The sequence below is a fragment of the Streptomyces flavidovirens DSM 40150 genome (assembly GCF_000429085.1).
In the GTDB taxonomy this organism is placed as follows: Bacteria; Actinomycetota; Actinomycetes; order Streptomycetales; family Streptomycetaceae; genus Streptomyces; species Streptomyces flavidovirens.
In genome coordinates this window covers 195,987-209,744 of record NZ_AUBE01000003.1, presented here as the reverse complement: position 1 = coordinate 209,744, position 13,758 = coordinate 195,987, and the positions used below count along the sequence as shown (strand labels likewise).

17 protein-coding genes are annotated in these 13,758 nt (G+C 70.3%); 9 read left to right on the top strand and 8 right to left on the bottom strand.

The features are described 5' to 3' along the window. Window positions 1–90 precede the first annotated feature (90 nt). On the top strand, window positions 91–624 hold the full coding sequence (locus tag G412_RS0106235; RefSeq protein WP_244282867.1) for a pyridoxamine 5'-phosphate oxidase family protein: 534 nt from the start codon (window positions 91–93) through the stop codon (window positions 622–624). A gap of 24 nt (window positions 625–648) precedes the next feature. Here G412_RS0106235 and G412_RS0106230 read toward each other — a convergent pair whose 3' ends face one another. Then, window positions 649–1,098, bottom strand: a complete 450-nt coding sequence (locus G412_RS0106230) for an SRPBCC family protein (protein ID WP_028811311.1) — start codon at window positions 1,096–1,098, stop codon at window positions 649–651. 121 nt (window positions 1,099–1,219) lie between these two features. Continuing rightward, window positions 1,220–1,957, bottom strand: a complete 738-nt coding sequence (locus G412_RS33500; protein WP_037647885.1) for an SAM-dependent methyltransferase — start codon at window positions 1,955–1,957, stop codon at window positions 1,220–1,222. A 207-nt stretch (window positions 1,958–2,164) separates the two neighbouring features. On the opposite strand from G412_RS33500, the gene G412_RS0106220 reads away from it, so the two are divergent. Continuing rightward, window positions 2,165–3,130: an MBL fold metallo-hydrolase gene (locus tag G412_RS0106220; RefSeq protein WP_157839065.1), complete on the top strand. Its 966-nt coding sequence runs from the start codon at window positions 2,165–2,167 to the stop codon at window positions 3,128–3,130. A 75-nt stretch (window positions 3,131–3,205) separates the two neighbouring features. Here the strand turns inward: G412_RS0106220 and G412_RS0106215 are convergent, their stop codons facing one another. Further along, on the bottom strand, window positions 3,206–4,567 hold the full coding sequence (locus tag G412_RS0106215) for a glutamine synthetase family protein (protein ID WP_028811309.1): 1,362 nt from the start codon (window positions 4,565–4,567) through the stop codon (window positions 3,206–3,208). A 296-nt stretch (window positions 4,568–4,863) separates the two neighbouring features. Here G412_RS0106215 and G412_RS0106210 point away from each other — a divergent pair, with 296 nt between their 5' ends. The 3 genes from G412_RS0106210 (at window position 4,864) to G412_RS0106200 (ending at window position 7,530) form a co-directional block, all read left to right on the top strand. Continuing rightward, on the top strand, window positions 4,864–5,190 hold the full coding sequence (locus G412_RS0106210; protein WP_028811308.1) for a MerR family transcriptional regulator: 327 nt from the start codon (window positions 4,864–4,866) through the stop codon (window positions 5,188–5,190). 272 nt (window positions 5,191–5,462) lie between these two features. Beyond that, on the top strand, window positions 5,463–5,666 hold the full coding sequence (locus tag G412_RS0106205) for a cold-shock protein (protein WP_028811307.1): 204 nt from the start codon (window positions 5,463–5,465) through the stop codon (window positions 5,664–5,666). Between the two features lie 331 nt (window positions 5,667–5,997). Next, complete coding sequence (locus tag G412_RS0106200) at window positions 5,998–7,530, top strand: DEAD/DEAH box helicase (protein WP_028811306.1); 1,533 nt, start codon at window positions 5,998–6,000, stop codon at window positions 7,528–7,530. A gap of 52 nt (window positions 7,531–7,582) precedes the next feature. Here G412_RS0106200 and G412_RS0106195 read toward each other — a convergent pair whose 3' ends face one another. Both G412_RS0106195 and G412_RS0106190 read right to left on the bottom strand, forming a co-directional pair. Beyond that, window positions 7,583–8,098: a DUF6328 family protein gene (locus G412_RS0106195; RefSeq protein WP_051338168.1), complete on the bottom strand. Its 516-nt coding sequence runs from the start codon at window positions 8,096–8,098 to the stop codon at window positions 7,583–7,585. Continuing rightward, on the bottom strand, window positions 8,095–8,478 hold the full coding sequence (locus G412_RS0106190; protein WP_028811304.1) for a hypothetical protein: 384 nt from the start codon (window positions 8,476–8,478) through the stop codon (window positions 8,095–8,097). Before G412_RS0106190 ends, G412_RS0106195 begins: the two co-directional genes overlap by 4 nt. A gap of 222 nt (window positions 8,479–8,700) precedes the next feature. Between G412_RS0106190 and G412_RS0106185 the strand changes: the two genes are divergently transcribed. Beyond that, complete coding sequence (locus G412_RS0106185) at window positions 8,701–9,090, top strand: VOC family protein (RefSeq protein WP_028811303.1); 390 nt, start codon at window positions 8,701–8,703, stop codon at window positions 9,088–9,090. A 50-nt stretch (window positions 9,091–9,140) separates the two neighbouring features. Here G412_RS0106185 and G412_RS0106180 read toward each other — a convergent pair whose 3' ends face one another. Then, entirely contained in the window at window positions 9,141–10,106 is a 966-nt protein-coding gene (locus G412_RS0106180; RefSeq protein WP_028811302.1) for an LLM class F420-dependent oxidoreductase, read from the bottom strand. A 108-nt stretch (window positions 10,107–10,214) separates the two neighbouring features. On the opposite strand from G412_RS0106180, the gene G412_RS0106175 reads away from it, so the two are divergent. The 3 genes from G412_RS0106175 to G412_RS0106165 all read left to right on the top strand — a co-directional run bounded on the left by G412_RS0106175 (window position 10,215) and on the right by G412_RS0106165 (window position 12,001). Continuing rightward, window positions 10,215–10,604: a hypothetical protein gene (locus G412_RS0106175; protein ID WP_028811301.1), complete on the top strand. Its 390-nt coding sequence runs from the start codon at window positions 10,215–10,217 to the stop codon at window positions 10,602–10,604. 69 nt (window positions 10,605–10,673) lie between these two features. Then, window positions 10,674–11,321 carry a DUF3105 domain-containing protein gene (locus G412_RS0106170; protein WP_028811300.1) on the top strand — a complete coding sequence of 216 codons (648 nt, stop codon included), beginning with the start codon at window positions 10,674–10,676 and terminating at the stop codon, window positions 11,319–11,321. Beyond that, window positions 11,321–12,001, top strand: a complete 681-nt coding sequence (locus G412_RS0106165; protein WP_028811299.1) for a DUF305 domain-containing protein — start codon at window positions 11,321–11,323, stop codon at window positions 11,999–12,001. The genes G412_RS0106170 and G412_RS0106165 overlap by 1 nt, the downstream gene beginning before the upstream one ends. Here the strand turns inward: G412_RS0106165 and G412_RS0106160 are convergent. Both G412_RS0106160 and G412_RS0106155 read right to left on the bottom strand, forming a co-directional pair. Beyond that, window positions 11,970–12,896 carry an alpha/beta fold hydrolase gene (locus tag G412_RS0106160; RefSeq protein ID WP_028811298.1) on the bottom strand — a complete coding sequence of 309 codons (927 nt, stop codon included), beginning with the start codon at window positions 12,894–12,896 and terminating at the stop codon, window positions 11,970–11,972. The genes G412_RS0106165 and G412_RS0106160 overlap by 32 nt on opposite strands. Then, window positions 12,893–13,579 carry a DUF998 domain-containing protein gene (locus G412_RS0106155; protein WP_028811297.1) on the bottom strand — a complete coding sequence of 229 codons (687 nt, stop codon included), beginning with the start codon at window positions 13,577–13,579 and terminating at the stop codon, window positions 12,893–12,895. The genes G412_RS0106160 and G412_RS0106155 overlap by 4 nt, the downstream gene beginning before the upstream one ends. Window positions 13,580–13,758: the final 179 nt, after the last annotated feature.

Genomic DNA, 13,758 nt, shown 5'->3' with positions numbered 1-13,758 from the left:
CGGGGTGCCGCTGAGTTTCGCTCCCGCTCACGGTCTGTCTTCCTGAGAGGTAATGGAGGAAAGACAGACCGCGAGCGAGAGGCAACCACCATGGACGACCACCGGGACATGGACCAGCACACTCCGGAACCGCGGACCGATCTGGACGGCCGCTACAGCGACGAGAACGCCAGCCCCACTCCCTGGTCGGAAGCGGTGACGCGCCTCGAACAGGCCGAGCTGTTCTGGCTGACGACCGTACGCCCGGACGGCCGCCCGCACGTCACCCCGCTGCTGGCCGTCTGGCAGGACGAAGCCCTGCACTTCTGTACGGGCCCGGCGGAACGCAAGGCGAAGAACCTCGCCACCAACCCGCACGTCGCCCTCACCACCGGCGCCAACACCCTGCGCGAGGGCTTCGACCTGGTGGTCGAAGGAAAAGCGGTGTGGGAGAGGGACGAGTCACGGCTGCGGCGCCTGGCCGCGGCGTACGAGGCGAAGTACGGCGCGGACTGGCACTTCGACGTACGCGACGGGGCGTTCTCCCACGAGGGTGACCGGGCGGTGGTGTTCCGTGTCGCGCCCGTCGCGGCTTTCGGCTTCGGCAAGGGCGTCTACAGCCAGACCCGCTGGCTCTTCAGCTGACCCGGAGCTGATCCGGACAACTGCTCAGGTCGCGCTCCCCTCAAGGAGGGCCTTCAGCCGCTCCTCGTTCCGCGGCATTTCCTTGCGCACATTCGGACGGACGACGAGCGGAACGAGCAGCTTCCCGATCCCGTGCGCCTCGAAGTCGAGGGACAGGGTCAGGCGCGAGCGCTCACCGTCACCGAGCGGCTCGATCGTGCCGGTCACATCCCCTCGGACGGGGCCGTCGATACCGTGCATGTGCCAGCTCCGCGGGGCTTCCAGCTCGTCGACCTGCATGGTCATCGGGATTTCCCGACGACCGACCCTCCGGGTCACCACAACGCGCGAGCCCACGGCCAGAGGCGCGTCGTCCACCTGGCGCACCGACACCGCGCTCGCCTGCCATTCGGGAAGGTGGGCAGGGTCGGTCACGTAGGAGAAGACGTCTTCGGGGCGGCGCGCTATGTCGATGGTTTCCTTGATCGCTGACATCTCGCCCCCTTGATGGGGTTGATCGGGCGTTCACTCAAATGGTCCCACTCGGGTGAGTGCCGTACCAGGACCGCCGTACCAGGACCGCCGTACCAGGACCGGGAAACCGGCGTCGTACCCGCTACGGGGTGGTGGGCCGCAGCACCAACGTGAGAAAGCCGAAGCAGTCTCGATAGCCGTGCAGCCACTCGGACCGATGCCGGCCCGCCGCCGCGAGAGCCTCCTGGCCGGCGGGATCGCCGGGATGGTCCAGGGCCCATTCGGCGAGAGCCCCCGTCCAGTGCCACTCGTAGTCGTCCAGCTCCTGACGGCTGCTGCAGTGCCCGAACACCGGCGTCCAGCCGTCCGCGACCACCCGGTCCACGGTGGTCGCCAGGTCCGCGTACTCACCGAGCGTCCGCCGCGCCTCGGCGCCGGGCTCCGCCTCCCAGTACGCGTCACCGACGAGCACCCTCCCGCCCGGCGCGAGATGCGGGCGGGCTGCGGCAAGCGTGCCCATCAGCCCGCCGAAGGCATGCGTGGCCCCCACGCTCATCACCACGTCGAAACCCCGCCCGGACGCGAACGCCCCGGCATCCTCCTCATGCAGCACCAGCCGCTCTCCGACCCCGCGGGCCTCGGCCTGTTTCCGTGCCTCCGCCAGAGCGTCCTTCGATACGTCGACCCCCACGGCCGTCGCCTCCGGATGCGCCTCCAGTGCCCGTACGAGCCATTCGGCCTGCCCGCACCCCAGATCGAGCAGCCGCTCGTCCCCCCGGACCACGGCCCGCCCGAGCAGCCGGTGTACGGACTCGTCGTCGAGCGGGGCGGCGACGGGATGCGTGGCATGGGCCAGCCGTGACATCAGCGATCGATTCATCCACGCACCCTCCCACCGCCACCGCTCCGACCGCACCGGCTTTTGCCCGGTCACGCCCGGCAACCGCGGGGCTCGGTCGCCGCGTCCTTGATCAGACAATCCTTACGATCAACGAACTGAGGCTTCATGTGTGGTGCATGCGAAACCGGTGACGGAGTCGGACGACGCGGATTACTGCGGGGTGCGATGGCGGGAGCGGCTGCCGGCATGGCCCTTGGAGTGGGTACGGGCACGGCGTCCGCCGCAACGGGCGAGCCGGCACGGCAGCGACGCGCAGGCAGCGACGTCTCGCTGCGCTGGCTGGGCGTAGCGGGCTGGGAGCTGGCTTTCGACGGACGCCGCATCCTGGTCGACCCCTATCTCTCCCGCCAGGAATACCGGGTGCCTGGCGGCAGCGCCATCGACCCGGACAGGCGGCTGGAGCCGGACAGTTCGACCATCGAGACAATCGTCGGTCGCCACCTCCCCGAAGCGCCGGAGCTGATGCTCGTCACGCACGGGCATTTCGACCACTTGCTCGATGTCCCGCACCTGCTCAACCGCCGTCAGTGGCGCGGCAAATCGATCCGCACGCTGTGCGGGGAGACGAGCTGGCACCTGCTGCGCGCCATGGGTACGCAGAGCAAACGCGTGGACGAATGCCTCGTGGTCGGCGGCGGTGAAGTGCTGCGGTTCCCGGCGGGTCCGACCGCTCAGCCGCCGGCGTACACCGTTGAGGTATTCCGCAGTCTGCACAGCCAGTACGGCGATCACGGCTTCTTCGCACCGGGCACACTGACGGATCCACCGCGCCACGTCCGCACGTTGGGCGACATGCGCGAGGGCGGGACACTGGCCTACCAGGTCACCGTGGGCGACCGGCTGCGGGTGATGTTCCTCAGCGGTACCGCGAACCTCGCCGACCGGGAGCTCGAAGGCGCCCGCCCCGACGTACTGGTGCTCGGCGTCAGCGGCCACGCCGCGGTGCACCGCTACGTGGAACGGGCCATGGAGGTGCTCGGCAGACCGCCCGTAGTCGTACCGAGCCACCACGACGACATGCTCACGCCGCTCCTCTCCCCCAACCTGCCCGACAGCATCGGCAAGGACGCCATCACCGCCCTGCGCGCCACTGTCCACGCTTACGGCGCCGAGGTACTCGAACCACGCCACCTGCACACGCTGGCCCTGTAAACCCAGGGGAGGCGTTGCGCCGAGAGGCCCACGGTCACCGACCGCGGGCCTCTCCCGTCATCCTCACCTGCAGACCTACAGCACCGGCAGGTTCTTCCGCAGCTCGAAGGCGGTGACCTCGGAGCGGTACTCCTCCCACTCCTGCTTCTTGTTGCGCAGGAAGAAGTCGAAGACGTGCTCGCCCAGCGTCTCGGCGACCAGTTCGCTGCGCTCCATCAGGGCGATGGCCTCGCCGAGGTTCTGCGGGAGCGGTTCGATGCCCATCGCGCGGCGCTCGGCGTCGGACAGGGCCCAGACGTCGTCGTCGGCGCCCGGCGGGAGCTCGTAGCCCTCCTCGATGCCCTTGAGGCCGGCGGCGAGCAGGACGGCGTACGTCAGGTACGGGTTCGCGCCCGAGTCGATCGAGCGGACCTCGACGCGCGCCGAGCCGGTCTTGCCCGGCTTGTACATGGGGACGCGGATCAGCGCGGAGCGGTTGTTGTGGCCCCAGCAGATGTACGAGGGCGCCTCGCCGCCGGAGCCGGCCGTGCGCGTGGAGCCGCCCCAGATGCGCTTGTACGAGTTGACCCACTGGTTGGTGACGGCGGAGATCTCCGCGGCGTGCTTGAGCAGGCCCGCGATGAAGGAGCGGCCGACCTTGGAGAGCTGGTACTCCGAGCCCGACTCGTAGAACGCGTTGCGGTCGCCCTCGAAGAGGGAGAGGTGGGTGTGCATGCCGGAGCCGGGGAACTCGGAGAAGGGTTTCGGCATGAAGGTGGCCTGTACGCCCTGTTCGAGGGCCACCTGCTTCATGACCAGGCGGAACGTCATGATGTTGTCGGCCGTCGAGAGCGCGTCGGCGTAACGGAGGTCGATCTCCTGCTGGCCGGGGGCACCCTCGTGGTGGCTGAACTCGACCGAGATCCCCATGGATTCGAGCATGGTGATCGCCTGGCGGCGGAAGTCCATGCCGACGTTCTGCGGGGTGTGGTCGAAGTAGCCCGAGTTGTCGGCCGGCGTCGGCCGGGTGCCGTCGAGGGGCTTGTTCTTCAGCAGGAAGAACTCGATCTCGGGGTGCGTGTAGAAGGTGAAGCCGAGGTCCGAGGTCTTGGCGAGGATGCGCTTCAGTACGTACCGGGGATCCGCGAAGGACGGCGAGCCGTCCGGCATCAGGATGTCGCAGAACATCCGGGCCGTGCCGGGGGCCTCGGCCCGCCACGGAAGGATCTGGAAGGTCGCCGGGTCCGGCTTGGCGATCATGTCCGACTCGTATACGCGGGCGAAGCCCTCGATCGCGGAGCCGTCGAAGCCGATGCCCTCGTCGAACGCCTGCTCAAGCTCGGCCGGGGCCACCGCGACCGACTTCAGGAAGCCGAGTACGTCGGTGAACCACAGGCGTACGAACCGGATGTCGCGCTCCTCCAGCGTACGGAGCACAAATTCCTGCTGCTTATCCATCTGGTCTTCCTACCCATCCTTGCTGGTCAAGCCGCCTGCTCCCACGCCTCGGGCGCACGTCGGGGCACCCGAGCATCCCACCACACGGTTTCCAACACATTGCGGCCCCTGGGATCTACATCCGGCGCCGTGCGGGTGAACGCCCGTGTGCGCTACCCCGCCCGCTTCCCCCATAGTGCCCACGGCACGCCGGGACTGCCCCATGCTGGGGCGCCGGCGGAGGAAAATCTGCCACGGCCGGAGCAGACATGCCACACTCGTAGTGTCCGCCCCGAGCGCTACAGAAGATGGTGCAAGTGACCGCCCAAACCCATCGGACCACCAAGGCCGACCGCTTCGACGACGACGACTTCCCCGCCTACACCATGGGCCGGGCTGCCGAGATGATCGGCACCACCCCCGCGTTCCTGCGGGCCATCGGCGAGGCGCGGCTGATCACGCCGCTGCGCTCCGAGGGCGGCCACCGGCGTTACTCCCGGTATCAGCTGCGTGTCGCCGCCCGGGCCCGCGAACTGGTCGACCAGGGCACCCCCATCGACGCCGCCTGCCGGATCGTCATCCTCGAGGACCAGTTGGAAGACGCCCTGCGCATGAACGAGCAACTGCGCGAGCAAAATACCTAGTGCGGCAACTGCAGAATTTAAAGCGGCGTGCATGGAGGGTTTATGGCGCGACGGCGGATGTGACGAAAGACCTCTGGCGCGTCCGCCGCACCGTGCTACTGTTGATCTCAGTTGCAGTTGTGGTTCCCAAACTTCAAGTGCTCCCGCGACTCACCTGTTGCGGGCGCACTTTCGTATTTCCGGTGCTTTGTTCCGGACGGGGCAATCATCGCGGCAACGCGACTCGGAGTCCGCACAGGGCGGCCTCCGGCACTGCTCCAAAGGAGAATGACATGGCTTCTGGCACCGTGAAGTGGTTCAACGCCGAAAAGGGTTTCGGCTTCATCGAGCAGGAGGGTGGCGGCGCTGACGTCTTCGCCCACTACTCCAACATCGCCACCCAGGGCTTCCGTGAGCTTCAGGAAGGCCAGAAGGTGACCTTCGACGTCACGCAGGGCCAGAAGGGCCCGCAGGCCGAGAACATCGTTCCCGCCTGACGCTGACGCGTACTACACGGTCGGGGCCCGCACCTGAGGGTGCGGGCCCCGTCTCGTTGCTTTGAATCGTTGCCCCGACTCGGTCGCCCCTATCGCGCGACCGACTCATGAGCGGTCGGCCACGATTCTCGTCGCCCCGCCACGTCCGCACTTTCTTTGTGCGGCACTGCAGCCACTTCGAAGCTCCCGGCCAAAAGAGATTCAAACCTTTTCACCGGCTTCATTTCGGCTTTTTAATTACCGGCTCGTTCTTGCGATTTCTTGCGGCAGTCACTCACTCGGTCACTGCTGCCCGGAATTCCTCGATACGTGCCCATCGAGGAGGGTTCAGATGAACCGCGCAGCACGTTCGAACGACCGTGAACGATTTTCCCGTACCCGCGCCGGCGGCAACTACGCCGGCCGCACCAGCGACCGCGGCGAGCGCTTCCGCCCCGCGGCGCCCAACCGCTCCTCCGGCTCCTCCGGCCGCTCCCCCCAGCGCCGCTCCTCCGCGCCGCAGGGTGAATTCGCCCTTCCGGTCAGCGTCACGCCGGCGCTGCCCGCGGTCGAGGCCTTCGACGAGCTGGACATGCCCGCGCCCCTGCTGGCGGCGCTCACCGCGCAGGGCGTGACCACGCCGTTCCCGATCCAGGCCGCCACCCTGCCGAACACGCTGACCGGCCGCGATGTCCTGGGCCGCGGACGCACCGGCTCCGGCAAGACCCTCGCCTTCGGGCTCGCGCTGCTGGCCAGGACGGCCGGAAAGCGCGCCGAGCCGCGTCAGCCGCTGGCCCTGGTGCTCGTACCGACCCGTGAGCTGGCCCAGCAGGTCACCGACGCCCTCACGCCGTACGCCCGCGCCGTGCGGCTGCGCGTCGCCACGGTCGTCGGCGGTATGTCGATCGGCCGCCAGGCCGGCGCGCTGCGCACCGGCGCCGAGGTCGTCGTGGCGACTCCGGGCCGGCTGAAGGACCTCATCGACCGCCGTGACTGCCGCCTGGACCAGGTGAAGATCACGGTGCTGGACGAGGCCGACCAGATGACCGACATGGGCTTCATGCCGCAGGTCACCGAGCTGCTCCAGCAGGTCGCGCCCGAGGGCCAGACGATGCTGTTCTCGGCCACCCTGGACCGCAATGTAGACAAGCTGGTACGCAACTACCTGACCGACCCGGTGGTGCACTCGGTCGACGCCGCGCAGGGCGCGGTGACGACGATGGAGCACCACCTGCTGCACGTCCACCCCGCCGACAAGCAGGCCACGGCCACCGAGATTGCCGCCCGCGACGGCAAGGTGATCATGTTCCTGGACACCAAGCACGCGGTCGACCGGCTGACCCGGGACCTGCTGGCCAGTGGTGTACGGGCGGCCGCGCTGCACGGCGGGAAGTCGCAGCCGCAGCGCACGCGCACGCTCGACCAGTTCAAGAGCGGCCACGTGACCGTGCTGGTGGCGACCAACGTCGCCGCCCGCGGCATCCACGTCGACAACCTCGACCTCGTCGTCAACGTCGACCCGCCGACCGACCACAAGGACTACCTGCACCGCGGCGGCCGTACCGCTCGCGCGGGCGAGTCCGGCAGCGTCGTCACCCTGGTGCAGCCCAACCAGCGCCGCGAGATGTCCCGCCTGATGCAGGCCGCGGGCATCACCCCGCAGACGGCCCAGGTCCGCTCCGGCGACGCCGAGCTGACCCGCATCACCGGTGCGCAGGCGCCCTCGGGCGTGCCCGTCACCATCTCGTCGCCGGTCAGGGAGCGCCCGGCGCGCAGCGCGTCCTCGCAGCGCGGGCGCCGCAGCGCTCCGGCGCAGGCGCGCCGCCGGTCCTACGGCGGCAGCAGCGGCAACAGCGCGGGCAGCAGCCGCGGCGGCGCCGCGTAAGCACGGCAGCACGGCAGGATTCGTACCAGGTGCGGGCAGGGATTGGCTTCGGTCAGTGCCTGCCCGCACTGGCGTACCGGGCCCAGACGGGCAGCACGAACCAGCACAGGACAACCCACAGCACCAGGCCGCCGACCAGCCACAGCGCGGTGGCGTCATGCATCGCCACGCGCAGGATCAGCAGCAGCGCGGACGCCATCGTGCCGAGCATCAGCACCAGTCCGACGACGGTCAGCCTCGACGCCCACAGGACGGTCTGCGGCTTGATCCGGCGTCCGGTGACCAGGCGGTGGAAGGACACGGGGCCGACGAGCGCGCCCACCGTCGCCGCCCCCAGCACGACCGTGACGACGTAGATGTCCTTGTCGGTCGGGGACAGATCGGTGAAACGCGGCTGGAAGACGACGGTCAGCAGGAAGCCGAAGAGGATCTGTACGCCGGTCTGCGCGACCCGCACTTCCTGGAGCAGCTCCACCCAGAGCCGGTCCGCCCGCTCTTCCTCGGTCTCGTGGCGGCCCCGGCGCAGGTCGGTCTCCGGTTGCTCGCCCGTCCCGCCCCCGTCCGTCATGGCGATGTCCCGGGCCCGCTCTCCAGGCGCAGCTGGAGCTCCTTCTCCTGGTCGCCGGAGGCCGAACCCTCCTCGCGCACCGCGAAGGCCGACTGGAGCTGCTCACGTACCCGGTCCACCGCGCGGTAGCCGCCCTGGAGCGTGACGGTCACGGGCGCCGAAAGGCGTGCCGGAGCGGCCTGCTCCCGGACCTCGAACACGTCGTACGTCGCACTCCACACCATCGGGCGACCGTTCATGCCGTTGTGCAGTTCCTCGTCGGCCTTGCGGTCCGACTCGAAGGCGGTGCACAGCGCGCCGAAGACGGCGTTGGCGTCCTCCTTGGAGCTGCCCGTGAGTTCCACCAGGACCTGCGTGCCGGGGTGTTCCGTGCTGTTCACTGTGAGGCTTCTTTCTCTCGTCGTCGCCGATCCCCAGGCTCACCCGCCGGGATCGCGAGCGCGACCGGAGACGGCGAGCAGCGTGTACCCGCTCCCCCGGCCGTAATGCCATCGGCTCATGCCATCGGCCGGGCGCGCTCCGTGACGGTCCGTGTGCCGTCGCACCCGCTGGGTACGCGATTCATGGGCCGTCCGGCCCGCTGCGGATACTGGGGAGAGCACATGACTGTCGCGAAACAGAGCGTTCTGGTCCTGGACTGCGCCGAACCCGAGGTGCTGGCGGAGTTCTACGCCGGCCTGCTCGACGCGGAGGTCCGGGTGGGGACCAACCCGGACTTCGTCGAGGTCTTGGGCGGGCAGGGCGTCTTTCTGGCGGTACGAAGGGACCACGGTTACGCGCCGCCCAGCTGGCCGCGTCCGGACGACTCGCAACAGGCCCACCTGCGCATTCTGGTGGAGCGCGGCGATATGGACGAGGCGGAGCGCGAGGCCGTGAGCCTCGGCGCGCGGCCCGTGGACACGAAGAACAACAGCGGACCGCGCGACGAACGCGTGTACTCCGATCCGGCCGGGCACTCCTTCACGCTGGCCCACAGGTTCGCTCCGCGCTGACCCGGAGGGGCGGCCGCCGGGGACTTCGGGGGCGGCCGCCGGGCGCCGGTTCAGAGTTCGCGCAGCGCGGGCAGCAGCTCCTTCTCCGCCCAGTCGATGAACGGCAGCTGGTGCTCGCCGCCGACCTGCACCAGGGCGATCTCCGTGAAGCCCGCCTCGGCGTACGGCCGTACCGCCTCGACGAACGTCTCGACGTCCGAGCCGCACGGAATGGAGTCGGCGACGTCCTCGGGCCGTACGAACTGGGTGGCCCCCGCGAATCCGGCGGGCCCGGGCAGCTCGGCGTTGACCTTCCAGCCGCCGCCGAACCAGCGGAACTGCTCGTGTGCCCGCTGGACCGCCGCGTCCCGGTCGGTGTCGAAGCAGACGGGCAACTGCCCGATCCGCGGCTTTCCGTTGCCGCCGTGGCGGTCGAAGGCGTCCAGGAGTTCGCTCTTGGGTTCGGTGGCGATGACCAGGTCGCCGAGGCGGCCCGCGAGCTCGCAGGACCGCTCGCCGGAGACGGCGATGCCGATCGGCGGAAGCCGGTCGGGCAGGTCCCAGAGCCGGGCGTTCTCGACGTCGTAGTGCGTGCCGTGGTGGCTCACGTCGCCGCCGGCGAACAGCGCGCGGATGATCTCCACGGCCTCCTCCAGCATCTCCAGGCGGACGTGTGCGGCAGGCCAGCCCGCACCGACGACGTGCTCGTTGAGGTTCTCGCCGGAGCCGAGGCCGAGCCGGAACCGGCCCTCGGCGAGCAACTGCGTGGTCGCGGCCTTCTGGGCGACGACGGCGGGGTGGTAGCGAACGGTCGGGCAGGTCACGTACGTCATCAGGGGGATGCGGGAGGTTGCCTGGGCCGCCGCGCCGAGGACGCTCCACGCGTACGGGGCGTGCCCCTGTTCAACCAGCCACGGGAAGTAGTGGTCCGAGGTCACGGAGAAGTCGAAGCCGGCCCTCTCCGCGGCGACCACATGGTCGACGAGGTCGCGGGGACCGGCCTGCTCAGTCATCATCGTGTATCCGATTTGCACCATGACGGACGGGTTGCCGATCGCCGGGGCACAAAACATCCGCCCCACCGGATGCGACGGATGCGGCCCGCAGGGCGTACGGAGCGCCGCCGCACACTACGATTTCCGCCCATGGGGGGACGGCGGCAATCCCGCACCGGGCGCACTGGGCGCACCACACGTCCCACGGCGCTGCTGAGCGCCGTGGCGACGCTGCTCGCCGCGCTCTTCTTCTGTCTGGGTGCCGGTTCCGAGCCCCGCGAGGAGCACGGGCCCGTCGCCGCCGCGCCGGCCGCCGCTCCCGCGCAGCACGGGCCCGCGTACATCTGCCCGTACGACTCCCAGCACTGCGGCGCCTTCCCGCACCTGTCCCCCGCCGTGCTCACCGCGCCGCCGCCGGCCACGCCGGTGACCGCCGAGCCGCAGTACTCCGCACCCCCCGCCGGCGCTGATCCGGCGCGCGCCGCCGGGGCGCTTCCCCGTGCGCCGGGGCGCCATGTCCTTCAGGTGATGCGGACGTAGCCGGGCCGCCCGCAGCCGGGACTCTCCGCTTTTCCCCACCCCCCTCTCAGCAGGCGAAGGACTTACACCATGGCTTCCAACAAGACCGCCAACGCGTCGCGCAAGGCCCGAATAGAGGAGATGCGCCGCGCCGAGCAGTCGCGCGAGCGCAGAAACCGGATCATCACGATCAGCGTCAGCGCGGTCGTCGTGGCCGGCCTGGTCGGATTCGGCTCGTACGTCTTCCTCCAGGAGTCGGAGAAGAAGGAACAGAAGGTCGCCCAGGCCAAAGCGCCCGTGAAGAGCGAGAAGTCCTGGGACGCCAAGAAGCTCGGGCGCAACCACGTGACCAAGGACGTCTCCTACCCGATGACGCCGCCGGTGGGCGGCGACCACTCGCAGGTCTGGATGAACTGCGAGGGGGACGTCTACAAGAAGGAAATCCCCAAGGTCAACGCGGTGCACTCGCTGGAGCACGGCGCGGTGTGGGTGACGTACAACGACAAGGCGTCCGACGCCGACGTCAAGAAGCTCGCCGAGAAGGTCGGCAAGACCCCGTATTCGCTGATGAGCCCGGTCAAGGACCAGGCCGGTGCGCTCATGCTCAGCGCGTGGGGCAAGCAGGTGACCGTGGACAGCGCCACGGACCCGCGGGTCGACCAGTTCTTCACGAAGTACGTGCAGGGGCCGCAGACGCCCGAGCCCGGTGCGGCGTGCACGGGTGGAATGGCTCAGTGATGACCCGTACGTACTGGGCAGCCGTCACCGCAGTGGTGCTGGCAATGCTCTTCGCGGCGGGGGCTGTCACGGTCGCCGCCGGGAACGGGAACGAGGGCGGTGGCAGTGGCGGTTCCGCTGCGGCCCGTACGCCTGGCGAGGATTCCGCGGACGCGGGCTTCGCACGGGACATGTCGGTGCATCACCAGCAGGCGGTGGAGATGTCGTTCATCGTGCGCGACCGCACGAAGGACGAAGAGGTGCGCAGGCTGGCGTACGACATCGCCAACACGCAGGCGAACCAGCGGGGCATGATGCTCGGCTGGCTGGACCTGTGGGGTCTGCCGAAGGTCTCCTCGGACGAGCCGATGGCCTGGATGGCCAAGGGCGGCCCGGAGCAGGGCGGGCACGGGTCGCACGGGGCGCACGAGGTGCGTGACGGGTCGCTCATGCCCGGCATGGCGACCAGGGCCGAGCTGGCGAAGCTCCGCGAGGCGGACGGCAAGCAGGCGGAGATCCTCTACCTCCAGCTGATGACCGACCACCACAAGGGCGGCGTCACGATGGCCCGGGGCTGCGCCGACCGCTGCGAAGTCGGCACGGAGCGGTCGCTGGCCCAGGGCATGGTCGACGCCCAGGAGTCGGAGCTGGCGCTGATGGCCGACCTGCTCAAGGCGCGGGGCGCGGCGCCCCGTCCCTGACCGGGGCCGCCCGTCCGGCCGCCAGGACCGCCCGGACCACCGCGTCCGGGCGGTCCAGCATCACCAAGTGGCCGCAGGGCTCGGCGACTTCGAAGCGGGCGCCGAGGCTGCTCGCGAGGCCGCGCTGACGCTCCAGCCAGCGTGTCGAACCGCGTCCGCCTCTGCCGTCGTACGCCGCGAGGACCGTGACCGGGACGCCGTCGGGCAGCGGGAAGCGGTCGCGCAGGGCGAGGAGTCCGGCGGCGACCGCGCGGTAGTGGGTGTTCTCCCGGAGCGCCCCGCGCAGGACGCGGGAGGTGCGGTAGCAGCGGCGTACGAGCGCGGCCGGGGCCGGGTCGCCGCCGCTGCCCGCCGGGTCCGCGCTGCCGGCCCGCACCACCGCGCGGCGCGCGAGCGGCCCGAGTGCCGCCGGGGCCCCGGCGGCACTCAGCGCCGTGCCGAGGACTCGCGTCAGCGCGGTGCGCAGGGCGGGGGCGGCGGGCCTGCGGGCGTGCTCCTCGACGCTGGAGTCGAGGAGCACGACGGAGGCCGTACGGGCCGGATACAGGCGGGCGAACGCCTCCGCGTGGAACCCCGCGACGGAGTGTCCGACGACGGTGGCCGGGCGGTGATCACCTTCGCCGTCCAGGGACAGCGCGTCGAGGATCGCGGCGATGCGGTGCGCTTCGCCGGCGGCGGTGGGGGGCGTGGCGGTGGGGGCGGGGGCGCTCAGGCCGTGGCCGGGGCGGTCGAACCGTACGACCGTGCGAAAGGGTGCGAGCAGCGGCACTACGGGGTCCCAGTCGAACCAGCTCATGCCGAGGCCGGCGCTCAGCACGCACACCGGGCCGCTGCCTTCGACGACCACGTGGTGCGCCGTACCGCCGATCCTGATGAAACTCCCCGTCGAGGTCACTCGTACAGCTTCTCGCGTGCGATCGACCACGCGAGCACGACGAGCCAGACCGCCGCGAAGAGGACCTGGAGCCGCTGTCCGGCGCCCAGAAGCCACAGGCCGTTTCCGGCCTCGAAGGCGGCGATGGACGACAGGGTCCAGACGGTGGCCGCCAGTTCGGCCGCCGCGAGGGCCGGCCCCGAACGGGCGAGGGGTGAGGGGCGGCCGTGGCGGCGGGCCGCGACGGTGAGTGCCACGACGGCGACGACCGCCGCGGTCGACGCGATGCTGCTGCTCCACGCGTGCGCCGCATGGGTGGCCGGGACGAACCCGGCCGCCTCGCGGACCGCGCAGCCCGCGTCCGCGGTCGGCGCGCAGCTCAGCGGCAGCCGGGAGTCGGCGGCGGTCGCGGCGCCGAAGACGGCGAGGGCCGCCCAGCCGGTGACGTCCCACAGGCCGCGCGGGCGGTACCTGACGCAGACCCAGAGCGCGCCCGCGAGGATCAGCAGACCCGCGACGAGGTCGGTGACCCGGAAGAGGCCGCCGAACGGCTGGTCGGCTGCGGCCAGTTCGCTGACGTACGTGCGCAGGGGGTCGAGGCCGGTCGCCAGGACCGCTTCGAGTACCCAGGCGGTGTACACGGTGGCGCCGAGCGCGAGGAGGACGGCGATGGGCCGGGTGCCGCGGAGGGACGCAGTGGGCATAGTGAGATGAACGTTACTTCGGAATTACGGCCCGGCGGCGACCGGGATGGGCCGGTACCGGTGGCTCGGGGACGCGCCGTGGGGCCTGCCACGGGATCTGTCGCGGGACCTGCCCCGGACAGAGGCAATGAGCCCGACAAGCCTCGCTGCTAATCTCGTCGAACTCTCGTTCGCCACGC